General features: G+C 71.8%; 23 protein-coding genes and 2 pseudogenes. 6 read left to right on the forward strand and 19 right to left on the reverse strand.

Features of this window, described 5'->3' with window-relative positions; genetic code table 11:
* Positions 1-129 precede the first annotated feature (129 nt).
* The 8 genes from KBX37_RS17080 to KBX37_RS17115 form a co-directional block, all read right to left on the reverse strand.
* Positions 130-756 (reverse strand): TetR/AcrR family transcriptional regulator, encoded by a 627-nt coding sequence (locus tag KBX37_RS17080; RefSeq protein WP_210776936.1) that lies wholly within the window; start codon positions 754-756, stop codon positions 130-132.
* 275 nt (positions 757-1,031) lie between these two features.
* A complete protein-coding gene (locus tag KBX37_RS17085) occupies positions 1,032-2,303 on the reverse strand; it encodes an ABC transporter substrate-binding protein (RefSeq protein WP_210776937.1) in 1,272 nt (423 codons plus the stop codon).
* A gap of 52 nt (positions 2,304-2,355) precedes the next feature.
* Positions 2,356-3,495: a branched-chain amino acid ABC transporter permease gene (locus KBX37_RS17090; RefSeq protein ID WP_307849098.1), complete on the reverse strand. Its 1,140-nt coding sequence runs from the start codon at positions 3,493-3,495 to the stop codon at positions 2,356-2,358.
* Positions 3,492-4,370 carry a branched-chain amino acid ABC transporter permease gene (locus KBX37_RS17095; RefSeq protein ID WP_210776938.1) on the reverse strand — a complete coding sequence of 293 codons (879 nt, stop codon included), beginning with the start codon at positions 4,368-4,370 and terminating at the stop codon, positions 3,492-3,494. Before KBX37_RS17095 ends, KBX37_RS17090 begins: the two co-directional genes overlap by 4 nt.
* Before the next feature lie 28 nt (positions 4,371-4,398).
* Positions 4,399-5,115, reverse strand: coding sequence for an ABC transporter ATP-binding protein (locus KBX37_RS17100; RefSeq protein WP_210776939.1), 717 nt, complete (start codon positions 5,113-5,115; stop codon positions 4,399-4,401).
* Positions 5,112-5,957: an ABC transporter ATP-binding protein gene (locus tag KBX37_RS17105; RefSeq protein WP_210776940.1), complete on the reverse strand. Its 846-nt coding sequence runs from the start codon at positions 5,955-5,957 to the stop codon at positions 5,112-5,114. Before KBX37_RS17105 ends, KBX37_RS17100 begins: the two co-directional genes overlap by 4 nt.
* A gap of 196 nt (positions 5,958-6,153) precedes the next feature.
* A complete protein-coding gene (locus KBX37_RS17110) occupies positions 6,154-7,707 on the reverse strand; it encodes a long-chain fatty acid--CoA ligase (RefSeq protein WP_210776941.1) in 1,554 nt (517 codons plus the stop codon).
* A gap of 77 nt (positions 7,708-7,784) precedes the next feature.
* The gene (locus KBX37_RS17115; protein WP_247658272.1) at positions 7,785-8,537 is read right to left on the reverse strand and encodes an SDR family NAD(P)-dependent oxidoreductase; all 753 of its coding nucleotides are present in this window, start codon (positions 8,535-8,537) and stop codon (positions 7,785-7,787) included.
* Between the two features lie 120 nt (positions 8,538-8,657).
* Here KBX37_RS17115 and KBX37_RS17120 point away from each other — a divergent pair, with 120 nt between their 5' ends.
* Entirely contained in the window at positions 8,658-9,872 is a 1,215-nt protein-coding gene (locus tag KBX37_RS17120) for an acyl-CoA dehydrogenase family protein (RefSeq protein WP_210776943.1), read from the forward strand.
* Positions 9,869-10,528 (forward strand): TetR/AcrR family transcriptional regulator, encoded by a 660-nt coding sequence (locus KBX37_RS35635; RefSeq protein ID WP_210776944.1) that lies wholly within the window; start codon positions 9,869-9,871, stop codon positions 10,526-10,528. Before KBX37_RS17120 ends, KBX37_RS35635 begins: the two co-directional genes overlap by 4 nt.
* A 12-nt stretch (positions 10,529-10,540) precedes the next feature.
* Here the strand turns inward: KBX37_RS35635 and ygiD are convergent, their stop codons facing one another.
* From ygiD to KBX37_RS17140, 3 genes are all read right to left on the reverse strand, one after another.
* Positions 10,541-11,410, reverse strand: a complete 870-nt coding sequence (gene ygiD / locus KBX37_RS17130; protein ID WP_247658263.1) for a 4,5-DOPA dioxygenase extradiol — start codon at positions 11,408-11,410, stop codon at positions 10,541-10,543.
* Positions 11,411-11,487: 77 nt separating this feature from the next.
* The gene (locus tag KBX37_RS17135; protein ID WP_210776945.1) at positions 11,488-12,027 is read right to left on the reverse strand and encodes an RNA 2'-phosphotransferase; all 540 of its coding nucleotides are present in this window, start codon (positions 12,025-12,027) and stop codon (positions 11,488-11,490) included.
* 112 nt (positions 12,028-12,139) lie between these two features.
* Positions 12,140-12,772, reverse strand: a complete 633-nt coding sequence (locus KBX37_RS17140) for a maleylpyruvate isomerase family mycothiol-dependent enzyme (RefSeq protein WP_210776946.1) — start codon at positions 12,770-12,772, stop codon at positions 12,140-12,142.
* Between the two features lie 104 nt (positions 12,773-12,876).
* Here KBX37_RS17140 and KBX37_RS17145 point away from each other — a divergent pair, with 104 nt between their 5' ends.
* Positions 12,877-13,914 (forward strand): sigma-70 family RNA polymerase sigma factor, encoded by a 1,038-nt coding sequence (locus KBX37_RS17145; RefSeq protein WP_210776947.1) that lies wholly within the window; start codon positions 12,877-12,879, stop codon positions 13,912-13,914.
* A gap of 132 nt (positions 13,915-14,046) precedes the next feature.
* Here the strand turns inward: KBX37_RS17145 and KBX37_RS17150 are convergent, their stop codons facing one another.
* The 4 genes from KBX37_RS17150 to KBX37_RS17165 form a co-directional block, all read right to left on the reverse strand.
* A complete protein-coding gene (locus KBX37_RS17150; protein ID WP_210776948.1) occupies positions 14,047-15,063 on the reverse strand; it encodes a hypothetical protein in 1,017 nt (338 codons plus the stop codon).
* 205 nt (positions 15,064-15,268) lie between these two features.
* On the reverse strand, positions 15,269-16,540 hold the full coding sequence (locus tag KBX37_RS17155; RefSeq protein WP_210776949.1) for a hypothetical protein: 1,272 nt from the start codon (positions 16,538-16,540) through the stop codon (positions 15,269-15,271).
* 32 nt (positions 16,541-16,572) lie between these two features.
* Positions 16,573-17,382 (reverse strand): DUF4184 family protein, encoded by an 810-nt coding sequence (locus KBX37_RS17160; RefSeq protein ID WP_210776950.1) that lies wholly within the window; start codon positions 17,380-17,382, stop codon positions 16,573-16,575.
* A 233-nt stretch (positions 17,383-17,615) separates the two neighbouring features.
* Positions 17,616-18,515: an alpha/beta hydrolase gene (locus KBX37_RS17165; RefSeq protein ID WP_307849099.1), complete on the reverse strand. Its 900-nt coding sequence runs from the start codon at positions 18,513-18,515 to the stop codon at positions 17,616-17,618.
* An 84-nt stretch (positions 18,516-18,599) separates the two neighbouring features.
* Here KBX37_RS17165 and KBX37_RS17170 point away from each other — a divergent pair, with 84 nt between their 5' ends.
* Positions 18,600-19,355: a PIG-L deacetylase family protein gene (locus KBX37_RS17170; protein ID WP_210776951.1), complete on the forward strand. Its 756-nt coding sequence runs from the start codon at positions 18,600-18,602 to the stop codon at positions 19,353-19,355.
* A gap of 722 nt (positions 19,356-20,077) precedes the next feature.
* A complete protein-coding gene (locus KBX37_RS17175; RefSeq protein WP_088962268.1) occupies positions 20,078-20,371 on the forward strand; it encodes a DUF1330 domain-containing protein in 294 nt (97 codons plus the stop codon).
* A gap of 179 nt (positions 20,372-20,550) precedes the next feature.
* On the opposite strand, the gene KBX37_RS17180 is transcribed toward KBX37_RS17175, so the two are convergent.
* Positions 20,551-20,919 carry an SgcJ/EcaC family oxidoreductase gene (locus KBX37_RS17180; protein ID WP_210776952.1) on the reverse strand — a complete coding sequence of 123 codons (369 nt, stop codon included), beginning with the start codon at positions 20,917-20,919 and terminating at the stop codon, positions 20,551-20,553.
* A gap of 205 nt (positions 20,920-21,124) precedes the next feature.
* A pseudogene (locus KBX37_RS17185) lies at positions 21,125-21,327 on the reverse strand (ferrous iron transport protein A); the annotation flags it as partial.
* Positions 21,328-21,444: 117 nt separating this feature from the next.
* Between KBX37_RS17185 and wrbA the strand changes: the two are divergent.
* Positions 21,445-22,044, forward strand: coding sequence for an NAD(P)H:quinone oxidoreductase (gene wrbA / locus KBX37_RS17190; protein ID WP_210776953.1), 600 nt, complete (start codon positions 21,445-21,447; stop codon positions 22,042-22,044).
* A 189-nt stretch (positions 22,045-22,233) separates the two neighbouring features.
* Here wrbA and KBX37_RS17195 read toward each other — a convergent pair whose 3' ends face one another.
* Positions 22,234-22,494 carry a hypothetical protein gene (locus KBX37_RS17195; RefSeq protein WP_307849100.1) on the reverse strand — a complete coding sequence of 87 codons (261 nt, stop codon included), beginning with the start codon at positions 22,492-22,494 and terminating at the stop codon, positions 22,234-22,236.
* Positions 22,419-22,763, reverse strand: a pseudogene (locus KBX37_RS17200) (hypothetical protein); the annotation flags it as partial. The pseudogene KBX37_RS17200 and the gene KBX37_RS17195, both read right to left, overlap by 76 nt.

The following is a 22,763-nucleotide window of genomic DNA, read 5'->3' on the forward strand; positions in this document are numbered from 1 at the left end:
CAGTAGCGATCAACCACCACGGCGGCCAACCGCCGCCGCAACGCCTTCACCACACGGCTGCGGCGCCTGCCAGAGGCTATCCCGATCTCGACAGACCACCCCAGGAGGAGACGACCTCGCCGCGGCGGGTCACCGCAGTCCGGCGGCGATGGCGTCGACCAGCAGCGCGCCCAGGATCCGCGTCAGGGTGGCCCGCGCCGCCTCGACGTCCAGGCCCATCGCGTCGCGCATCATCGACCAGGTCGACCAGGTGCTCGCCACGGTCAGCGCGTCGAGCAGCTGCTCGCGTTCCGGCCCGGCGTGCGCCAGCTCCGGGCCGAAGACGGTCTCGATCTCGCCGCGTACCCGGGCGATGTTGCCCTCTCGGTTGCGGCGCAGCTGCGGCGAGAACGGCTCGCGCAGCGCGGAGGCGCGGGCCGAGGGCGCCAGCACCTCCAGCATCCGGGCGCGCTGGACGCTGAACTCCCCGATCCGCCGGGTGAGCGGCAGCTCCGGCGAGATCGGCCGGACCATCGACTCCTGCCGCTCGCTGACCCGCCGGCCGGTCGCGGCGAACAGGGTCTCCATGTCCTTGAAGTTGGTCCACAAGGTACGCAGCGACACCCCCGCGCGTTCGGCGATGCGCTCCCCGGTGGGCCGCAGGTCCCCCTCGTCGATCAACGCGAGGTGCGCGTCGACGATGGCGGTGCGGGTACGCTCGGCGCGCGCCGACCGCCCGTCCACCCGTGCCGGTCCGTCGGCGTCCACGTCGATCATGTGAGGGTCCCCTGTCGTCGGCCGCTACCGATAAATCTGCACCGGCAGTGTATCGACATAGGGCAACCGGGGTTCGGAGGGCGTCCGCTCCGCCGATCGGCGGCCAGTTGGCCCGACAATGCGCACCCTACGTGCGACCTGTTGGCCACCGTGACCGGCGCGTGGTCGACCAGGCCCGGGTGGCCGCGTTCGCCAACAACGAGACCGGGCCGCCACCCGTCGGGTGGCGGCCCGGGACCGAGCGCCGCGGCGCGCTGGCCGGCGGCGGTCGCGGATCAGCTCGTCGGGATCGCCTCCGCCGGCGGCGCGGCTGGCGCACCGGTGAGCTCGGTGACGGCCCCGTCACCGTCGTCGGTGGTGTAGGTCGGCCCGAAGTACGCCTGGACGCCGTTCTGCACCTTGTTCATCCGGACGCCGCTGTAGCCGGCGTGGACGTCCTTGCTGTAGCGGAACGGGGTCAGGCCCGGCCCGGTGAAGCCGCCCTTGTGCACCGCCTCGACCAGCTTCTCGCGGGTCAGGTCCTTGCCGGCCGCGAGCAGCGCCTGCACGAAGGTGTACGCCATCGAGTAGCCGTAGACGGCGTTGCCGTCGATCGGGTTGGCGGCGTTGTACTGCTGGTGGATCTTGGTGTACTCCTTGATCCACGGGTCGCTCGGGTCGTTCGCCATCGGCAGGTAGTTGTCGGCGATCATCCCCTCGAGGATCACCTTCTTGTCGCCGAGCTGGCCGGAGAGCGTGGTGTAGTCGGCGCCGACGTTGGACACCACCCACTGCGCCCGGAACCCCTGCCCGGCGGCCTGGCCCATGGCCAGCGCGGTGAAGCCCGGGATGCTCGCCGAGATCACCACCTGGCAGCCGGCGGCCTTCAGCGCGCCGATCGCCGGGCCGACCTGCGGGTTGGTGGGGGTGTAGGTCTGCTTGGCGACCACCGGCCCGAGGATCTTCTCCACCCCGGCGAGGGAGTCGCGGCCGAAGTCGTCGTTCTGCCCGAAGTGGCACACCTTCTGGCCGGGGAACTGCTGCTTGACGAAGGTGGCGAGGATCTTGCCCTCGACGGTGTAGTCGGGCTGCCAGCCGAAGGTGGTCGGGTACTTCTCGGGCTGGTTCCAGTTGCGGCTGCCGGAGGAGACGAAGAGGTCGGGCACCTTCTGCGTCTTGACGAACTCCAGCACGTTGGTGTGGGTGGGGGTGCCGAGGCCGCCGAGAAGCGCGAAGACCTTGTCGTCGAGGACGAGCTTGCGGACGACGTTGTCGGTGTTCGCCGGGTTGTAGCCGTCGTCCATCACCTTGTAGACGATCTTCCGGCCGTTGACGCCGCCCTTGCTGTTGACATGCTCGAAGTACGCCTTGGTGGCGGCGGAGATCTTCGAGTAGCCGGCCGCGGCGGGGCCGGTGAGTGGCTGGTGGGTGCCGATCACGACCTCGGTGTCGGTGACGCCCGGGACGTTCTCGGCCGCCTGCTGCTCGTCGTTGGCGCAGGCCGACGCGCCGACCAACAGCGCGAGGCCGGCAGCGGCCGCGAGTACGCGGCGTGTGGTGGGATGCATGGTTCTCCATTCCGGTGCAGGTGCGAAACGGGGTGGGGTGGAACCGGGTGAGTCAGGGGTGCGGGGTCCGGCGGCCCGGCCGGAGGCGTGCGGTGAGCCTGCGGGCGGCGCCCTGGAGGCCGCCCGGGGCCGCGAGCATGACGACGATGAGGATCAGGCCGAACACGGCGAGGGCCAGGTTGCCCTCCAGTCGCTGGGCGAGGCCCGCCGGCAGGGTGAAGGTGTCGGTGACGAGGCTCGGCAGGTCCTGCAGGGCCACCAGCAGGACCGCTCCCCAGACCGCCCCGGCGAGGCTGCCCAGCCCACCGATCACGATGGCCATCAGCAGGAACAGCGACAGGTCGAGGGCGAACTTGCCGGGGGCCACGGTGGCGGTCAGCACCGCGTACACGCCCCCGCCCAGGCCGGCGCAGGCGGCGCTCACCACGAAGGCGAGCACCTGGTTGCGGGCGACGTGGATGCCGGCGAGCCGGGCGGCCACCTCGTCGTCGCGGACGGCGCGCAGGGACCGGCCGAACCGGCTGCGCACCAGGTTCGCCATGAGCAGCATGGTCAGCAGCGCGGCGAGCAGCGCGACCCAGGCCAGCCACCGTTCCGGCTGGAAGTACGCCCCGAGGAACGCCGGCGGCGTCTCCGCCGGGAAGCGCAGCCCCTGCTCGCCGTTGAAGACGCCGGTGAAGATCGTGGCGATCGCCGGGACCAGGGTGGCGACGGTCAGGGTCACGCCGGCCAGGTACGGCCCGCGCAGCCGGGCGGCGGCCAGCCCGATGACCAGCCCCGCCGCCGCGGTCACCGCGACGGCGGCCAGCAGGGACAGCGGCAGGATCCACCGGCCCTGCACCGCGCGCGCCTCGAAGGCCCGCTGGACCAGCGCGACGGTGTACGCGCCGGTCGCCATCAGCGCCCCGTGCCCGAGCGAGAGCTGGCCGTTGAGCCCGACCAGGACGGTGTAGCCGGCGGTGACGCAGAGGAACGCGCAGACCCGGGCCACCTGGAGGTTCTGGTACGGCGGCAACTGGTTGGTCAGCAGCACGACCAGGGTGCCGGCGAGCACGGCCGGGACCAGGTGGCGCAGCAGCGTGGAGCCGCCCGCCGTGGCGGCGCCCGGCGGGCCGGGCAGCAGCCGGCGCAGCGGTGACGGCCGGCCGGGTGGCGGTTCGGCCGTGGACACGTCGGGCTGGGTGGTGGTCACACGTGCCTCGCTCTCGCGCTGGAGAAGAGCCCGCCGGGGCGGACCAGCAGGACCGCCAGCAGCAGGACGAGGACGGCCAGCGGCGTGGTGTCCGGGCCGAGGTAGCCGGTGACGTAGGACAGGATCACGCCGACCAGCAGGCCGCCGACCACCGCCCCGGCCGGGCTGTCCAGGCCGCCGACGACGGCGGCGGTGAACGCGACGACGAAGACCAGGTCCATCGCGTGCGGGTGCAGCCCCAGCCCGGTGGGGATGACCAGCATGCCGGCGAGGGCGCCGACCGCGGCGGCCAGCGCCCAGCCGACCGTGAGCATCCGGTTGACGTTCACCCCGAGCAGCCGGGACACCTCGGGAGCGAAGGCGGAGGCCCGCATCCGCAGGCCGATCGGCGTACGGGTGAACAGCAGCGCGAGCAGCACCACGACCACCAGGACCGCACCGAGGACCCACAGGTCGTACGGGGACAGTGCGGCGATCCCGCCGATCGACAGGGCGTCGGTGTCGAACGGCGCGGCCGCCGGCCGGTACTCGTTGCCGAAGACCATGCCGAGCACGGCCTGGATCAGCAGCACCAGGCCGAGGGCGACGATGACGTCGTTGAGGGGGTTGGCGTGGCCGACGAACCGCATCAGCACCCGTTCGACGAGCGCGCCCAGTGCGAGGCCGGCGAGGACGGCCGCGCCCAGGCCCAGCCAGTACGAACCGGTGGCGGAGGCGACCGCGTAGCCGACGTAGGCCGTCGCCACCGCCATCGCGCCCTGCGCGAAGTTGACCAGACGGGCGGCCCGCCAGATGAGCACCAGGGCGAGGGCGAACGCCGCGTAGACGGCGCCGGTGGACAGTCCGTCGAAGGTGAGGAACAAGAACCGGTCCAAGAACGGATCCTTCCTACGGGTGGGGTGGTCAGAACCCGAGGTACGCGTGGCGCAGCGTCTCGTCGTCGCGAAGCTGCGCCGCCGGGGTGGCCATGACGACGCGGCCCAGGGACATGACCACGCCCTGGTCGGCGACGGAGAGGGCGCTGCGCACGTTCTGCTCAACGAGCAGGACGGTCAACCCGGTGTCGTCGCAGAGCCGGCGCAGCAGCGCCATGATCTGCGCGGTGACCCGGGGTGCGAGGCCGAGCGACGGCTCGTCGAGCAGCAGCAGCCGGGGCCGGGCGATCAGCGCCCGACCGAGGGCGAGCATCTGCCGTTCCCCGCCGGAGAGCTGGTGCCCGGCGTGCCGTCGCCGCCGGGCCAGCGGCTCGAACAGTTCGTACACCTCGTCCTGGGCGCGCCGGGCGTCGGCGCGGTCGCGGCGCCACAGCCCGCCGAGGCGCAGGTTCTCCTCGACGGTCAGCTCGGCGACGATGCCGCGGCCCTCGGGCACGTGCGCCAGGCCGCGGTGCACCAGCGCCTCGACGCGGACGCCGCGCAGGTCCGCGCCGTCGAACCGGACCTGGCCGCCGGTGGGCCGCAGCAGGCCGGACAGGGTACGCAGCAGGGTGGTCTTGCCCGCGCCGTTGGCGCCCAGGACGGCGGCGATGGTCCCGGTCGGCACCTCGAAGGTGACGTCGCGCAGCACCGGCACCGGGCCGTAGCCGGAGCTGAGCCCGTCGACCGCCAGGATGGCGCTCACGGTGCGACCACCGGACCGGCGGCGGTGCCGGTGGCGCCGGCCGGGACGTCGGCGCCGAGGTACGCCTCGGTCACCAGCGGGTCGTCGCGGACCTGCTCCGGGGTGCCGGCGGCGATGACCTTGCCGAAGTCCAGCACCACGATCTCGTGGCAGACGGACATGACCAGGTCCATGTGGTGCTCGACGAGCATGATCGAGCAGGCGGCGTCGGCCCGGCCGGGCAGCGCGGTGATCAGCTCGGCCAACTCGCCGATGTCCTCGGCGCCGAGCCCGCCGGCCGGCTCGTCGAGCAGCAGCAGGCGGGGTCGGGCGATCAGGGCGCGGGCGAGGGCGACCCGCTTGCGCACCGCGTACGGCAGGGTGCCGGGCGCGGCGGCGGCGTGCCGCGCGACACCCAGCTCGGTGAGCAGGTCGAGGGCCTCTTCGCGCAGCCGCCGTTCGTCACGGTCGCTGCGGGGCAGGCCGAACAGGGCGGTGGTGAAGCCGGCCCGGGCGGCGTGGCTGGCGCCGGCCATCACGTTCTCGACGACGGTGAGGCCGGGGAAGAGACCGACGCCCTGCAACGTGCGGGCGATGCCGAGGCGGGTGAGCCGGTGCGGACGCGGCCGGAACGGCCGGCCGTCGAGGGTGAGCGAGCCGCTGGTCGGCGGGACGAAGCCGCAGACCACGTTGAACAGGGTGGTCTTCCCGGCGCCGTTCGGGCCGATGACGCCGACGATCCGGCCGGGCGGCACCCGCAGGGAGACGCCGTCCAGCGCGACCAGTCCGCCGAACCGGACGCCGACGTCGCGCAGGACCAGGTCGATGCCGTCGGCGGGAGTGTCGGTGGGTGGTGGGCTCATCTTCACCTCTTACGGGACGCGGCGACGGGGGAAAACGCGGTGCGACTCGGGCGAAGCATCAGGGGGTGGTTATTACATCGGGAGTGTACTTTTCGAGCCGAGACCGTCAATGACTTGTTACGACGCTGTGATGTAGACGTGTCGTACCAGGACAATTGCGGTCGGCTCGGGTCGTTGCCGAATCGGATGGCGGCGGCTATTGCACTTGCTGTGCAGGGGTTTCCAGCAGGTCCTTTTTCAGTTCCCGCTTGAGCAGCTTGCCGGTCGGACCCTTCGGCAGTTCGGCCACGATGCGGACCTGCCGCGGGTACTTGTACGCGGCGAGCCGCTCCCGGCAGTACGCCACCAGGTCGTCGGGGGTCACCTCGGCGTCCGGCGTGACGCTGAGCACCGCCACGACCTCCTCCCCCAGCTTGGCGTCGGGGCGGCCGAGCACCGCGGCCTCGACGACCGCCGGGTGGGCGTACAGGACCTCCTCGACCTCCCGGGGGTAGACGTTGTACCCACCCCGGATGATCATGTCCTTCTTGCGGTCGACGATGAACAGGTAGCCGTCGGCATCGGCGTACGCCAGGTCTCCGGTGTGGAACCAGCCGCCACGGAACGCCTCGGCGGTCGCCTCGGGGTTCTTGTAGTAGCCCTTCATCACGTTGTGGCCGCGGACCACGATCTCGCCGACGTGCTCGGGCCCGGGCGGTAGCGGCCGGTCGGCGTCGTCGACGATGCGCGTCTGCACGCCCCAGATCGGCTTGCCGATGGAGAGCACCTTGCGCTGCTCGGCGCTGATGTTGAACGTCGTCGTGCTGGCCGTCTCCGACAGCCCGTACCCCTCCAGGATCACCACGCCCGGGAACCGCTCCTCGAAGGACCGGATCACCTCGCCGGGGATCGCCGCCCCACCGGAGACGCCGACCCGCAGCGAGGAGAGGTCCCGACCGGTGAGGTCGGCCTGCAACAGGGCGAAGTACATGGTGGGTACGCCGGAGAAGATCGTGCACCGGTGCCGCTCGATGGCGTCGACCACCGGCCCCACCTCGAAGCGCGGCACGAGCACGATGGTGCCGCCGTAGCGCACGGCCACGTTGAGCACGCTGGAGAGGCCGAAGACGTGGAACAGCGGCAGGACGGCCAGGCCGATGTCGTCGTCGCGGAAGCCGAACAGCTCGCCGCCGACGGTGCAGTTCATGTAGAGCTGGAAGTGGGTCAGCTCGGCGCCCTTGGGCCGGCCGGTGGTGCCACTGGTGTAGAGCAGCACGGCCGTGTCGTCGGCGTCCGTCGGCGCGATCTCGCCGGTGTCCTCGGCCGCGTACAGCTCGTCGAAGTGCCGGGTGCCGTCGGGCCGCCGGTCGCTGCCCGGCAGGTTGACCACGTACGTCGTCACGCCCTCGACCTCGGCGGCCCCCTTGGCCGCCTCCTGTGCGAACAGCTCGAAGGTGATGAAGACCCTGGTGTCGGAGTCCGCCAGGTGGTACGCGACCTCGCCGGCGCGCAGCAGCGGGTTGAGCGGCACCATGACCAGGCCCGCCTTGAGCACGGCGAAGTAGGCGAAGAGGAACTGCGGCACGTTCGGCAGCTGCACCGCCACCTTGTCGCCCCGGCGCAGGGCCAGCCCGAGCAGGGCGGCGGCGACCCGCCCGGAGATCTCGTCCACCTGCCGGTAGCTGAAGGTCAGGTGGTCGAGGTGGCAGAGCGGCTTGTCGGGATGCGCCCGGCGGGGCTCCCGGAGGATGGTCGCGAGGTTGAAGCTCATCGGTGCTCCTCCTGTACGGCGAGTCGCTGGGACATCGAGCAAGGTGACAGCCGGTCTACGCCCTCCGCCCTCGGGCGTCAAGGCATGACGAGGCCGCCGTCGACCGGCACGGTCACTCCGGTCACGTATGACGAGGCGTCGCTGGCCAGCCAGATCAGCGTGGCGGCGAGCTCCTCGTGCTCGCCGAGCCGCCCGGCCGGGGCGAGCGCCTTGACCATCTCGAAGGTGCCCGGCTCGAGCTGGTCGCTCATCTCCGAGGCGAAGAAGCCGGGGGCGATGCAGTTGACCCGGATGCCCTTGCGGCCGGTCCACTGTGCCGCCAGGTCGCGGGTCAGGCCGATGACCCCGGCCTTGCTGGCGGCGTACGCGGCCTGCGGAATGCCACCCGGGCGCAGGCCGATGACGCTGGAGATGTTGACGATGGCGCCGCCGCCGGTCGCCGCCCGGGCGAAGGCCTGGGCCATCCAGTAGCTGCCCATCAGGTTGACGTCGACGACCGAGCGGAACTGCTCCGGGGTCTCCCGGGAGGCGGGCACGGCGGTGCCGACCCCGGCGTTGTTGACCAGCACGTCCACCCGACCGAACTGCTCGATGGCGGTGGCGACCAGCGCCTGGCAGTCCTCGGGCCGGCTGACGTCGGTGGCGCGGGCCGCGTACCGCCGGCCGGCCGCCTCGACCAGCTTGCCCGTCTCCGGCAGGCGCTCGGCGCGGCGAGCGCCGAGCACGACGTCGGCACCGGCCTCGGCGAGTGCGCGGGCGAACGACACCCCCAGGCCGGAGGAGGCGCCGGTGACGACGGCGACCTTCCCGTCGAGGCGGAACCGGTCCATCACGCTCACCTGGGGCTCCTCACGGTCACGGTGCTCTGGACGCCATACCGACCAGCCGGTATGTTCGGCGTCCGGCGACGGTAGCGAGCCGCCGACACAGCCGTCAATGGGGAGCCAGCCATGGATTTCGAACCGAGCGCACGGTCCGCCGAGTACCTCAAGCGGCTCCAGGAGTTCATGGACGACCACGTCTACCCCGCCGAACCGGTCTACGCGGCCCAGCGCGCCAAACTCACCGCGGCCGGCCGCCGTCACCACCTGCCCGCGGTCGTGGAGGAACTCAAGGCCGAGGCGCGCCGCCGGGGGCTGTGGAACCTGTTCCTGCCCGACGTCTCCGGGCTGACCAACCTGGAGTACGCCCCCCTCGCGGAGCTGACCGGCCGCTCCATCGAGCTCGCCCCGGAGGCCGTCAACTGCGCCGCCCCGGACACCGGCAACATGGAGATCCTGCACATGTTCGGCACGGACGAGCAGCAGGAGCGCTGGCTGCGCCCGCTGCTCGACGGCGAGATCCGGTCGGCCTTCGCGATGACCGAGCCGGGCGTGGCCTCCAGCGACGCCACCAACGTCCGCACCCGCATCGAGCGCGACGGCGACTCGTACGTCATCAACGGCCGCAAGTGGTGGACCACCGGCATCGCCGACCCGCGCTGCGCCGTCATGATCGTGATGGGCAAGACCGACCCGTCGGCCGACACCCACCGCCAGCAGTCGATGATCCTGGTCCCGGTGGACACCCCCGGCGTCGAGGTGGTGCGCTCGCTACCCGTCTTCGGCTACCACGACCAGCACGGCCACGGCGAGGTCGTCTTCACCGACGTCCGGGTCCCGGCGTCGCACCTGCTCGGCGAGGAGGGCGGTGGCTTCGCCCTCGCCCAGGCCCGGCTCGGCCCCGGCCGCATCCACCACTGCATGCGCGCCATCGGCCTGGCCGAGCGGGCGCTGAGCCTGATGGTGCGCCGCGCCACCACCCGGGTCGCCTTCGGTCAGGAGCTGGCCCGCCAGGGCGTGGTGCAGCAGCAGATCGCCGAGTCGCGGATGGCGATCGAGCAGGCGCGGCTGCTCACCCTCAAGGCGGCCTGGATGATCGACCGGTACGGCGCCAAGGCCGCCCGCACCGAGATCGCCGCGATCAAGGTGATCGCGCCCCGCGTCGCGCTGGAGGTGCTCGACCGGGCCATCCAGGTGCACGGCGGGGCCGGCGTCTCCGACGACTTCCCGCTCGCGGCGATGTACGCGGGCGCCCGTACCCTGCGCATCGCCGACGGCCCCGACGAGGTGCACGTGCGCGACGTGGCCCGCCGGGAGATCCGCCGCCAGCTGGAGTCGCGGTGACCGTGGCGATCGAGGCGGCCGTCAGCCCCGAGCGGCGGCGGGCGCCCCGCGGGTCGGCCCGGCAGAGCATCGTCGCGGCCGCCACCGAGCTGTTCGCCCGGCGCGGCTACGAGGCGACGAGCGTCCAGGAGATCGTGGCGGCGGCGGAGGTGACCAAGGGGGCGCTGTACCACTGGTTCGGGTCGAAGTCCGAGCTGCTGACCAGCATCTACCGGGAACTGCTCGCGGAGCAGACCCGGCGGTTGGCCGAGATCGCGGCCGGCGACGGGCCGGTCGGGCAGCGGCTGCGCGCCGCGGGCCTCGACGTGGTCGAGCACACCGCCGAACACCTGGCCGAGCTGACCGTCTGGGCCCGCTCGGCGCACCTGCTCGACGACGAGCACGCCGAGGCGACCCGCCGGGAGCGCCGGCGCTACCACGACCTGTTCCGCGACCTCGTGCACGAGGCCCAGTTGGCCGGCGTGGTCCGCACCGACGTCTCCGCCACCGTGGTCACCCACACGTTCCTCAGCGCCCTGGGCAACATCCACACCTGGTTCCACCCGGACGGGCCGCTGACCTTCACCGAGGTCGGCCACCAGCTCGTCGCGGTGTTCGTCGACGGCGTGCGCGCCCCGGCCGAGTCCACGCCGAGCGGGGAGCCGGCGCGGGGCTGACGCCGGCCGGGGTCAGATGTTCGCCGAGTCGGCCGGCACGTCGGCCGGCAGCGACGGCGCGCCCGCCGGCTGGTCGCCACCCGGGCAGGCCAACCCCAGCGTGTACGCGGTCATCGACAGCGACCCGTACGCGTACCCGTCCACCAGCACCTCGGGCCGGGTCCTGGTCGCACCGGCGATGCCGGCGAGATAGAGCAGCGGGATGAAATGGTCCGGCGTCGGCACTGCCGACCCGAAGTCGCGGTGCGCGTCCAGCCGGGCCGCCTCGGCGGGCTCGTCCAGCATCACCTCGCGGGCCGCGTCGTTGAAGCGCCGCGCCCAGTCGAAGCCCTGGTCGACCAGCTGCGGATCCACCCCGCCGAGGTTGTGCACCACGTTGCCGCTGGCCACGATGAGCACCCCGCGCTCGCGCAGCGGCGCGAGCTGGGCGCCCAGCCCCAGGTGGTAGTCCAGCCCCTTGAACGCGTTGATGCTCAGCTGCACCACCGGGATGTCCGCCGCCGGGAAGGCGTGGGTCAGCACCGACCAGGTGCCGTGGTCGATGCCCCACGAGTCCACGTCGGCGCCCACCCAGGTGGGGTGCACCAGGTCGCTGACCTCCTCGGCCAGCTCGGGCAGGCCGGGCGCCGGGTACTCGACGTCGAACAGCTGCGGGGGGAAGCCGTAGAAGTCGTGGATCGTGCGCGGCCGGGGCATGGCGGTGACGGCGGTCGCGCCGATGTACCAGTGCGCCGAGATCACCAGGATCGCCCGGGGGCGCGGCACCGCGCGCCCGAACGCCCGCCATGCCGAGGTGTACCGGTTGACCGCCAGGGCGTTCATCGGGTTGCCGTGCCCGAAGAAGGCGGCGGGCATCGTGCCGGGGCTGGTCTGACCGCTCATGCCGCTCCCTCCGGGTCGTGGTCCGAGGGTAATCCGGCACGGTCGGCGTCGCGGCGGATCGGGCGCGGAACGCGCCGTCAGGCGACGAGGTAGGCCGACGGCACCGCGTCGGTCAGCCACACCCCGTTCGCGCTGCGGTAGAAGACGTGCCCATCGCGGGCCATCGCCGCCGCGTCGACGGTGAGCACCACCAGCGCCCCGCTGCGGCGGGCACCGACCCGCCGGGCCGTCGCCACGTCCGGCGAGAGGTGTACGTGATGCCGCCCACCCCGGTGCAGGCCGGTGGCCCGGATCGAGTCGAGCGCGGTCGCGCCGGTGCCGTGGTAGAGGCGCTCCGGCGGCGCGGTGGGCGCCAGCTGGAGGTCGACCGGGATGGAGTGCCCCTGGCTGGCCCGGATCCGGTCCACCCCGTCGGCGCCCGGCTCGACGGCGAAGCGCTGCTTGTCGTTACCGGCCACGACGGCGTCGAGGTCGGCGCGGTCGATCCGCAGGGCGGCGAGCAGGTCGTCCACGGTGACCCAACCGGCCCGGTCCGGGGCCAGGCCGAACTTCCCGGGCTGGTGGCGCAGTGCCAGTGACATCCGCTTGCTCAGCCGCACCAGCGCCCGATCGTCCATCGCACCATTGTCGGCCACGGCCGGACGCGGTGGCGACGGGATACCGCCCCGCCCCGGACGCGCCGGGGCGGGGCGCCCCCCACCACGGCGCCCGGGGCGAGGTCGCTGCCCGCTACGGGTCCCGCCGGCTGAACCGGGTCGCCGCCGGGCCGTCGAGCCGGCCGGACGGGAGCCGGCGCCCGCAGACCACCAGCAGCAGATCCTGGGCGAGCCCGCGCACGGGTGCGCCCTCGCCGTGGCACCAGTCGAGGTCGGTCGCTTGGAGCTGGACGCCGGTCAGGTCGGTGCCGAAGAACGCCACGTTGCGCGGCGACATCCCGGTCAGCACCATGGCGACCCGCTCCGGCGGGACGCGGCGGTCCAGCCCGAGGCCGACGGTGATGTCCAGGCCGTGGATGACGTCGTGGGAGAGCGCCCCGCGCACGCCCCCGCCCGGCGGCGTCCACCGGTGCTCGACGTTGTCCCGCAGCGCCGCGAGCAACTGCGCGGGCGACAACGCGGCAGCGTCGCGACGGGCCGTCCGGTCGGCCATCCGGTTGACGTTCCCGCGCGCCCTGGCCAACTCCATCAGGGCCCGCCCGACCGAGGTCCGGAACGGCATCGTGGTGTGCGCGACGACCTCCCGCACCCGCCACCCGTCGCACAGCGTCGGCGCGTCCCACCGATCGGCGGGCAGCGCCGCCAGCAGGTCGACCAGTTCCGCCCGTTCCGCCACCACCGCGGCGCGGACATCGTCGTCGGTCATCCGGATTCCTTCCGTCCAGTGCGGGGCACCCTTCGCCGGGGCCCTCGCGACTGATACGGGCCGGACCCGCGAAACTCATCGGTCGGTGGGCGTATGGTCGCCGGGTGCGGGAGAGAGCGGTCGCCGAGGACGTCCCGGTCGAGCTGCTGCGCACCGAACTGACCGGCTTCTGCTACCGGATGCTCGGCTCCGGGTTCGAGGCCGAGGACGCCGTGCAGGAGACGTTGACCCGCATCTGGCGGGCGTCCGACCGCTACGACCCGGCCCGCGGGTCGCTGCGGACCTGGGCCTACCGGATCGCGACGAACGTCTGCCTGGACATGCTGCGCGGCGCGCAACGCCGGGCCCGGGCGATGGACCTCGGCCCCGCCGCCGAGGCCGGTGCGGCGCTCGGGGCGCCGGCGCCGGAGCACGTGTGGGTCCAGCCGGTCCCGGACGACCGGGTGCTGCCCGGGTACGGCGACCCGGCGGAGCAGGCGCTGCGGCGGGAGAGCATCCGGCTGGCGTTCGTGGCCGCCCTGCAACACCTACCGCCCCGACAGCGGGCCGTGCTGATCCTGCGCGACGTGCTCTGCTGGCGGGCCGACGAGGTCGCGCACCTGCTGGAGGCCAGCGTCGCGTCGGTGAACAGCGCGCTCCAGCGGGCCCGGTCCACCCTGCGCACGGTCGCCCCCGGCCCCGGGGAGCCGGTCCGGCCCGCCGACGCGGCCCAGCGCGAGCTGCTGACCCGGTACTGCACCGCGTTCGAACGCCACGACGTACCGGCCCTGGTGGCTCTGCTGCACGCCGACGCCACCATGTCGATGCCACCGTTGCGCTGGTGGCTGCGCGGCCGGGACCGGATCGCGCAGGCGCTGTCCGATCCGGCGGCGTCGTGCGCGGGCTCGCGGCTGGTGCCCACCGCGGCGAACGGCGCACCGGCGTACTGGCAGACCCGGCCGGGGCCCGACGGCGTCCACCGGCCCTTCGGGCTGGTCATCCTGGACCTCGCCGGCGACCGGGTGCGGGGCATCACCACCTACCTCGACGCGGACCGGCTGCTGCCGCTGTTCGGCCCGCCGACCCGCTCGACCGGTCCCGCACCGACGGCGCGGGCGACGCCGGCGACGACTCGCACCGGTACGGCGGTTCAGACCTCGTGAGTTCAGGACCGCCCGTACCACCACGACGGCCCGACTGAGCGGGTAACCCCGAGGACACGAGCAGCATGAGGCGACCAGGGATCGTCCATCACCCCGTGTCTGTCGCGGTGAGGGCGAACGGCACCGCCGCGCTCAAGGGGAATCCGCAGGAAGCAGCTGCGCGCCTGGCGCCGGTGGGGGCACTTCCGCGTCGATCGTCAGGAACAGATTCCGGGTCGCCGGGTCCTCCCCGACCCGAACCGCGGCGATCGGTACCTCGGCGACACCGTCCACCAGCCGCGCCGGTTCCCCGTCTCGGATCTCACCGTCGAGGCGGCCCAGTAGCCGCAGACCCACATCGTCCGCCCGGGCCTCGACCACCTCGAACCGCCATCGCGGCACCGTTCGGCCCGCCGCGCGCGGCCGATACTCCCGGCTACCCGAGCGGGCTCGAGCGAACCTGGCCCCGAACGCCAGGTCGACCTCCCGCAGCTCGTTCAGCGACGTGTCCTGCATGTGCCGCAGCGCGTGCCGGGCCAGACACATCCGTACGCCGTGCCGGACCACCCACAACCCAGCACCCCACCCCTCCGCCGGATCCACGAGATCGCTGACGAGCGTGTCGACGTCGCCCGTCGCACCCACGGACCGCAATGCCGCCGCAACGACCGTACGGGCATCAGCCGGCACCACCCCGTCGACCGTGAACGGCAACGCCAGCAACAAGCGCTGCTCACGGCTCAGCACGGGATCGGGCATCTCCGCCAGCGCCCACAGTTCTTCCCAGCACAACCCCGGCCCGTAGAACTCGCCCAACCCGGCGATCCGGACAGCCGACCCGCCGAGATCCGAAGTGACCAGCACGTCGAGCCCGCCATCGTCGGGCATGTTGCGATTGACGATGCGTAACCACCGCCACCACTTCCCGTGCGCCGGTGTCAGCCGCACCGACAACACCGGCCACTGCGCTCGGTCCAGCAGCGTCCGCTCCATGTCGGAACGTGCGGACTCGGGCACGTCGAACGCTGCCGACGTGTCATATACCTCGCCGCCCATGTAGGCCAGGTACACCGGCCAGAACCCGGGCCGCTCAAGCAGCACATTGCCGTCGACGAGCCGCGCGTCGTCCGGCAGCTCGTACCCTTGGATCGCCAACTCCCCGTCGAACATGGCCGCCATCCTGGCAGAAGGATCCATGCAGCGGGCGCAACGGTGGCGACGCCGATTGGCCCATCCCGGGTCTTCCGGCCCCGTCGTCACTCGGCCGTGAAGCCGCACGAACGCTCGCCTTGCCCGGTTGCCTGCCTGGTCAGGCCCCAGTGATGATGACGCATCTCTTCACCCGGCCGCGCTCCTCGTCGAAACCCCGGCGGGGTCACGACGGGGCGTCTCTGTTCGCGATCGCGCTGTTGACGGCGGCCCGGATCTGCAGCCAGCTCGGATCGCCGTCAGCTGCGTCCGTCACGGTTTCCAGGTCGTCCGGGTGCCAGATCCGCGCTCCGTCGGTGCGGACCGCATACTTCTCCCAGTCAGCGTCGTCGGGAACCTCGGCCGTCTCGTTCAGAAACGCCTCTACCAGGGCCTGCGCTGCTTCACGTACTGCATTACGGTCTTCTGCCGGGCCAGCCGGCACGGAAACGATGCGCAGGTCCCCACCACCATCCGCAACGACGAGTTCACCCGTCGCCGCAGCGGCCAGCGCGGTGATCGGGGAACCGGCCAGGTCATCGTGCTCGACGGCGCGTTCATCGCGGACATCGAACTCCACGAGAACGCCCGCAGGCGTTCCGACCCACAGCACACCTGGCCGAGCCCCGAACGCAAGGTTGTGTCGCGACCAGGCCCGCATCTGCTCAAGCCACTCGTCGGGATAGGGGTAATCAGGGGTGGGCGGCCCGAGCGTGGCGCCCACGATCCGCTCGAGTGAGGGGAACGTGAACACCTCAAGGGTGTTCCCGTACGCATTGCCTCGGATCGCGAAGTGCCGGCCATCCGCGCTGAAGGTCGGCGTCTCGTATCCGTCCACATCCAGAATCAGGGTCCTGCGAAGTAGGCGCATCTCGGCGGGCACCGCCTCGCCATCGACTCGCGCGAAGGCTGCGTACGTGGCGCCCTGATCGCTGCGGAGAGCGACTACCAGCCCGCCGCCAGGATGCACGGCGACGCCGGTGTCCCATTGCGGACCCGTGCCGACGGTTCCTGACACGAGATCGAGAACGTCTGAGGACTCCCATGCGTCATCCCCACCCGCTGCGGCCGGCGATGCCCACAACGTGCGGCCGTCGGGGCTGAAGGCCAGACTGTGGTAGGCGGCAGAGGGTGGAGCACCCGCCAGCGCGGACACGCCATCTGCCGTCCATTGCGCGACCTCACCCTCGACCGCCACCACCAGCAACGGCTCGCGCGGATGCCACGCCGCCGCCGGTGTCCGCTCGTACCGTTCCCAGCCGTCGGCTTCTCCGTAGACGGGCGTGCTCCCACCCACGATGCCGCACTCACGTAGGTTTCCGTCCGTGTAGTCCCAGACGCGGACGGCCGGGCGTTCGGAATCCCAGCCGGCGACCAGCGGCAGGCGAGGATGGCAGATCACCCGCTCGATGGGAATCTCACCGTCCACCCGGACCTGCGCAATGATCTCCAGCGCCATCCCGACACCATACTGATCGGGCCGGACATCGTTCAGAGCGGATCACGAGGGTCGATACGAGCCTCAACCGGCGCGAGGCTGCGGTCAGCGCGGGGTCCGTGGTGGTGCCGGGCCAGGAAGGTGTAGCAGACCGCGAGGACGATCGCGGTCGTCATACCGGCACCGCCGGCACGGGTGACGGCCAGGAACACCGCTCGCTGCGGTGCCACCTCCTCCGTGGCGGCCAGCGCGGCGCCACAAGCGGCGGCGAGCCCGATTGCCGTCCAGGCCACCACCACGAGCACCCGCTCGGCCGACGGCCACCGCGAGGCCGCCGTCGCGGGCGACCGCGTACGCCACCACCGGACCAGCCAGACCACGACGGCGGTGGCACCGACGACGTCGCTCACGCGCTGCGCCCATCGATAGCCGGGCATGCCGAGGTGCGACTCGGCCAGCCAGACGATGTGCGCGGTACCCCACATCCCGTCGTGCGTGAACGAGTCCCACAGCACGTGGGTCGCCGCGCCGACCACCAGCGAGGCAACCAGCATCGGCACGCGGACAGCCGGTCGATGACGTCGGCTCGCGGGCGGGGGTAGGCGATCGCGTAGCCGGGCCGGCGAGATGGCGATCAGGAAGCGAGCCAACAGCCCGTGCCACAGAGCCAACGCCACCAGACCCAGGACCAGGTCAACGCCGAAGACACCGCCGAGCGAGTGAGTCAGCGTCGCCTCCGCCGGCAGCGGCAGGTAGTAAGGCAGATCGGGAACCATGCTCCCGATCACCAGGGCGGACGGCACCAGCCACGCTGACCGCGTCAGCGGCAACACGGCCGCGACGTGACTACCGGTGAACGGCACTCCGCCTCCCTCGCTCGGATGGATCCTAGGAGCAGCCAGGCCCAACGCGCTGGCCACAGCCCCAGCGCAGGATGAACCACCGCCCTGCGCCGCCTCGTCCGCTGACGTTGCCGCCAACTGCTGCCGTCACCGCAGGCACAAGCCCCGCCTGGACCGACTGACCGGGCTTCGTCCTACTGGCGCGAGCCTTCCACAAAGGCTTGGGGCTCCGGCAGCCGAGACGTCCGGGCCGGTCACCAACGATTCAGCGCGGCGGCCACCTGGGCCAGGGCGACATGGGCGGCGTCGAACAGGGCCAGCTTCCGCGGGAAGTTGTGGATGAGCCCCTGGTACCGGGCTGCGGTGACGGGAACGCCGGCCGCCAGCAGCCGGGCCGCGTACCGTTCACCCTCGGCGGACAACAGGTCGAGCTCGGCGGTGATGACCAGGGCGGGAGGCAGGCCGGTGAGGTCGGCCCGCAGTGGGTCCACATCCGGCCGGGTACGGTCGACGCCGGGTGGGGCGAATGCGTCCCAGAAGAATCGCATCTCCTCCCGGTCCAGGCCGTACTCGTCGACGGCCGGATATTCGGCCGCGGGGTCGATGACCGGGCAGATGAGGATCTGTCCCACGAGACGGCTACCCGCGTCCCGGGCGCGCCGAGCGGTCACCGCCGCGAGGTGCCCTCCCGAGGAGTCACCGGCCACCGCGATTCGGCCCGGGTCGAGGCCGTGCCGAGCCGCCCCGGGCCCGCGCAGCCACGTGAGCGCGCGGGCCACGTCGTCCACCGCGGCCGGGTACGGATGCTCGGGGGCGAGCCGGTAGTCCACGGAGAGCACGGCCCAGCCGGACGCGGCTGCGAGGTGCCGGCACAGCCCGTCGTGGGTGTCCACGCTGCCCATCACCCAGCCGCCGCCGTGCGCATAGAGGACCACCGGCATCCCGTCGTGATCGCCGTCCCGGTAGAGGCGGGCGGGCACACCGCCGGCGTCGACAGTGATCACGGACCGGATCCGCGGTGCGCTGCCCACCTCGGCCGGGGTCGCCTGGACCATGCTGAGCCGTGCCGCGGGCAGGTTCGCCCGGGTGAGCGGGACACGCTGCTGGACCTGCATCGCCGCCCGTGCCTGCGGGTGCAGCCGGCTGGGATCCACCCGCTCATTGTCGCCTGCTCGACGGATGTCAACGTTGCCGACACGGCGGTGCCGGTTCGACGCGGACGCGGCTACGGTGTGCCCGTGGAGGAGCTTCTGCCGGCGCTGCCGGAGGACTGGGAGCGGTGCCTCGCGGTGGCCGCGCACCCCGACGACATCGAGTACGGCGCGGCCTCGGCGATCGCCCGCTGGACCGCCCAGGGCAAGCAGGTCACCTACCTGCTGGCCACCCGGGGTGAGGCAGGAATCGACGCCCTGCACCCGGACCAGGCCGCGCCGTTGCGCGAGCAGGAGCAGCGCGCCGGTGCCCGGGAGGTCGGCGTGCACGTCGTGGAGTTCCTCGACCACCGCGACGGGGTCGTCGAGTACGGTCCGGACCTGCGCCGCGACATCGTGCGGGCGATCCGTCGGCACCGGCCCGAGCTCATCGTTTCGGGCGCCTTCACCGTCCGTATGGTGGGCGGCATCACCAACCAGGCCGACCACCGGGCGGTGGGGCTGGCCACGCTGGACGCCGCCCGCGACGCCGGCAACCGGTGGATTTTCCCGGAACTGGTGGACGAGGGGTTACCACCCTGGGGCGGCGTGCGCTACGTCTGCTTCGCCGGCGCCGAGCGCCCCACCCACGGCGTGGACGTCACCGGCGAGCCGTTGCAGCGGGGTATCGCCTCGCTGGCCGCGCACGCTGAGTACACCACTGGCCTGGGCGTGGCCGGCCCCGAGCCCGGACCATTTCTCACCTGGGCCGCCCGCCAGGGCGGGCCGGCGCTGGGCGTGGAGACGGCGGTCCTGTTCGACGTGCACACCCTGACCTTCGACGGCCCACCACCCTGGCTCTGAGGCCTGCCGGAACACTCTCCGGCGAGCGTGACGGGCGACCGCAAGCTGACGCTGCACCTGCCGGAAACCGCATCCGTCAGGCGAGCGTCTCCGCCCAGACTCGGGCGGTCAGCGGCGGCTGGTCGAGTTGGCCGCCGCTGAATCTGGACGACCACTTCGGACCGGATCCTGACGCCGACAAGGATTCCGGAAACGGCGCGCGGCGTCACCGGCCGGCTGTGGGTTGGACCCTCCGCAGTCGAGGTGCGGGCCACCATCGAGCGAGGAGATGGCCGGCGCACCGAGCGAACTCTTCGGGGTTCTGGCAGTCGTTGGCGACAGATGCTCGAGCGTTGTGACCGCTCCGGGACCCGGGAAACCTGCAACCCGGGACTGATGTCCGAGGTAAGCCAGCTGTGCCGGCGCTGGGCGCTCTCGCCGGCCTCCCCCCAGCCACCATGGTGCTACCCAACTGGGTGACAAGAAGGACGAAGAAGAGAAGGACGACGACGATGACGGCATGCAGGGTGATGTCGTTGACCTCGACGAAGCGGCTTTGAAAGGTGTCGGTGAACCCGGGCGGTAGCTGCTCGACGAGGTCGTGCATCACCACGCCTCCGTCCCACAACCGAACCTACGGTTCGGTTACCTGCAACCGGGAAGGCAGCAGATCCCACCCGGTGTTACATGCCAAGTAAGGCCGAGGTTCTACTTGCCCCGTACTCGAGCAGGAGACAGAGAAGATGGCGAAGGCATACTGGATCAACACCTTTCGGTCGATCAAAGACGAGAAGAAGCTGGTCGCCTACGTTGAGCTGGCCGGGCCGGCGATGCGCGCCGCCGGTGGCAGGTTCCTGGCGCGCGGACTTCCGGCTCGAGCGTTCGAGTCCGGAATCATGGAGCGCACCACGCTGATCGAGTTCGACAGTGTCGACGCCGCGGTCGCGGCCTACAACAGCCCCGCCTACCAGCAGGCGCTTCGGGTGCTCGACGACGGAGCCGAGCGCGACCTGCGCATCATCGAGGCGGTTTCCTGAACGCACGCCGCCGGCGTTGAAGTCGCCGTGCCCGCCATGTCGACACGATGGTGCGGCCTCGACATGGCGCGGCACGCTCCCTCGGACACGAACGCCTTCGCTGGCAACCGGCTCTGGTCGACACCGACCCGCTGCCGAGGTGGTGCTTCCTCCCACCTCGCCGACCCCGCCTCCGGTTTTCAGCGTTGTGGGCCGATCCTGCACACGTGGTATTGGCGGATCCGCCAGGAACCCGCGCTGAGCTGGAGGGCCAGGGACAGGTACACCGGGGCTTCCCAGCCGGTGGGGTCGCGGAAAACGACGTGGGCGAAACCACCAGCCGCCCCCTGGCCGATCGAGTAGGTGTGCAACACGGTCACGTCCGCGCTGCGATCGTCGGGTACGGCGTCGTAGTAGGCACGTACCATCTGCCGGCCGACGAGCACCTCGGGGCCGAAGCCGAGGAAGAGGGCATCCGGGTGGAACAGGTCGGCCATGGCCTCGACATCATGGTCGTCGAATGCTGCCTTCCACCGGCCGAGCACCTCGTCCATCGGGTTGCTGGTCATGGGGCTCCTCGTTCTGGCATGACCTCGGCCGAGGGTGGTCCGGGCCTTCATCCGTCAATCGTGCCCGTTCGGCTCGCCGCCAGTGATTGCTTTGAACACGTCGGAGATCGCGTTCGTGAATCGGGTCGCCGTGATCACCGGTGCGTCCCGAGGCATCGGGGGCAACCTGTCGCGCCGGGGCGGAAGGCACAAGATCGCGGGCGGGTCAGTTGGCGGCGACGAAGACGCGGGAGGCCACTTCGCGGGGGTAGCCGGATCCCGCCGCCGTCGCGGTCGATGCAGACCCCGTCGCGCTCCTGCATCACGGTCACCGTGGCGCCCAGGTCGACCGGCGGCGTGCAGCTGTCGCAGCACGTCCGCGTTGGTCTGCACGCTCGCGCAGATCCGGTGCACCACCATCGGCCCGGTCCGGACCGATGCGGTGAAAATTGGGGCTAAGCGCCGATAAATGGGCATAAGCTTGGCCTCGCTGAGAATCGAACCAGTTGCCCCGCGGGGCAGCCACACCAGGCAGGAGAAGCTGCGATGACCAGCGTCAAGCTGTCCGTCATCTACTACTCGGCTACCGGTACCGTCCATGCGATGGCCGAGCGCGTGGCCGAGGCCGGGCAGAAGGCCGGCGCTGAAGTCCGCCTTCGGCAGTGTCCCGAGCTCGCCCCCGCCGAGGCCATCGCCTCCAACGCGGCATGGAGCCAACACTTCGACCGGACCAAGGACGAGCCGAAGGCCACCGCGGATGACGTCGTCTGGGCTGATGCCGTTCTGTTGGGCACCCCGGTCCGCTACGGCAACGTCTCCAGCCAACTCAAACAGTTCCTGGACACCCTTGGTCCGCAGTGGGTGCAGGGCCTGCTGGCCGACAAGGTGTACGCGGGCTTCACCGCCGCGCAGACGCCCCACGGCGGCCAGGAGACGACGTTGCTGGCTCTCTACAACAGCATTTATCACTTCGGCGGCATCATCGTGCCGCCCGGGTACACCGACCCGTTGAAGTTCGTCGACGGAAACCCCTACGGGGTCTCCCACAGCACGGGCGGCAACAACACCGACCCGCTGACCGAGGTGCAGTTCGCCGCCCTGGATCACCTGGCGCAGCGAGTGGTCCGCCAGGCCGGCAAACGCTGACGTCTGGAGCTCGAGACGACTCAGTGAGGCGGAGTCGAGCTGGTCGAGCCCGTCGGGCAGCACCGGGTTGAGCCGAAGCATGTCGCCGCCGGCCGCGGTGAGTGTCGGCCTGCCGGCGGGCCGGGGCATGGCGCGCCTGCACGCCCACGCCGCCCGGCGGGAGCCGGGCGCCGTGGCCTCAGTGCCGGGTCAGGGCAGGTCGATCGGGCGCAGCACCCGGTCGACGGCGCGCGCGATCTGCCGGTTGCCCTTGTTGATGTCGGACGCGACCACCCGCGCGTCGCGGTCGCTGGTGTCGGCGTCGACCAGCCGCACCTGACGGAAGTGCCACCAGCGCAGCACGTCCACCTCGACGGTGGCGCCCAGCGCGGTGGTCAGCTCCGCGCCGTCGGCCTTGACGGCGGCGCGCCGGTCGATGGTCGCGCCCGGCACCACGTGGTAGAGCAGCACGTTCTCGACGGTTCGGCGAGGTCGGCCAGCGGGTCGAAGTCACCGGTGTCCACCTCCCCGGCGCTGGCGATCACCACCGCCGGGGCGGCCAGCTCGGCGAGCCGCCGGTCGAGGGCGACGAGGTCGACCCGACCCGCGCCGTCACGGGCGTGGATCTCGACGCTGTTGCGGCCGTGCCCGAGCAGTTGCAACGCCTTGCGGTCGCTGGGGTGCAGGTAGCCGCCGGAAAGCACCGGCATCCGGGGCAGCCCGGCCAGCCCGTCCGCGGC

The sequence above is a fragment of the Micromonospora sp. U56 genome (assembly GCF_018070095.1).
Classification (GTDB): Bacteria; Actinomycetota; Actinomycetes; order Mycobacteriales; family Micromonosporaceae; genus Micromonospora; species Micromonospora purpureochromogenes.

Excerpts from the sequence above, each read along its gene's own strand:
- KBX37_RS17080 (WP_210776936.1), bottom strand. The coding sequence starts at position 756 with ATGATCGACGTGGACGCCGACGGACCGGCACGGGTGGACGGGCGGTCG.
- KBX37_RS17085 (WP_210776937.1), bottom strand. The coding sequence starts at position 2,303 with ATGCATCCCACCACACGCCGCGTACTCGCGGCCGCTGCCGGCCTCGCG.
- KBX37_RS17105 (WP_210776940.1), bottom strand. The coding sequence starts at position 5,957 with ATGAGCCCACCACCCACCGACACTCCCGCCGACGGCATCGACCTGGTC.
- KBX37_RS17110 (WP_210776941.1), bottom strand. The coding sequence starts at position 7,707 with ATGAGCTTCAACCTCGCGACCATCCTCCGGGAGCCCCGCCGGGCGCAT.
- KBX37_RS17115 (WP_247658272.1), bottom strand. The coding sequence starts at position 8,537 with ATGGACCGGTTCCGCCTCGACGGGAAGGTCGCCGTCGTCACCGGCGCC.
- KBX37_RS17120 (WP_210776943.1), top strand. The coding sequence starts at position 8,658 with ATGGATTTCGAACCGAGCGCACGGTCCGCCGAGTACCTCAAGCGGCTC.
- ygiD (WP_247658263.1), bottom strand. The coding sequence starts at position 11,410 with ATGAGCGGTCAGACCAGCCCCGGCACGATGCCCGCCGCCTTCTTCGGG.
- KBX37_RS17135 (WP_210776945.1), bottom strand. The coding sequence starts at position 12,027 with ATGGACGATCGGGCGCTGGTGCGGCTGAGCAAGCGGATGTCACTGGCA.
- KBX37_RS17140 (WP_210776946.1), bottom strand. The coding sequence starts at position 12,772 with ATGACCGACGACGATGTCCGCGCCGCGGTGGTGGCGGAACGGGCGGAA.
- KBX37_RS17150 (WP_210776948.1), bottom strand. The coding sequence starts at position 15,063 with ATGTTCGACGGGGAGTTGGCGATCCAAGGGTACGAGCTGCCGGACGAC.
- KBX37_RS17155 (WP_210776949.1), bottom strand. The coding sequence starts at position 16,540 with ATGGCGCTGGAGATCATTGCGCAGGTCCGGGTGGACGGTGAGATTCCC.
- KBX37_RS17175 (WP_088962268.1), top strand. The coding sequence starts at position 20,078 with ATGGCGAAGGCATACTGGATCAACACCTTTCGGTCGATCAAAGACGAG.
- KBX37_RS17180 (WP_210776952.1), bottom strand. The coding sequence starts at position 20,919 with ATGACCAGCAACCCGATGGACGAGGTGCTCGGCCGGTGGAAGGCAGCA.
- wrbA (WP_210776953.1), top strand. The coding sequence starts at position 21,445 with ATGACCAGCGTCAAGCTGTCCGTCATCTACTACTCGGCTACCGGTACC.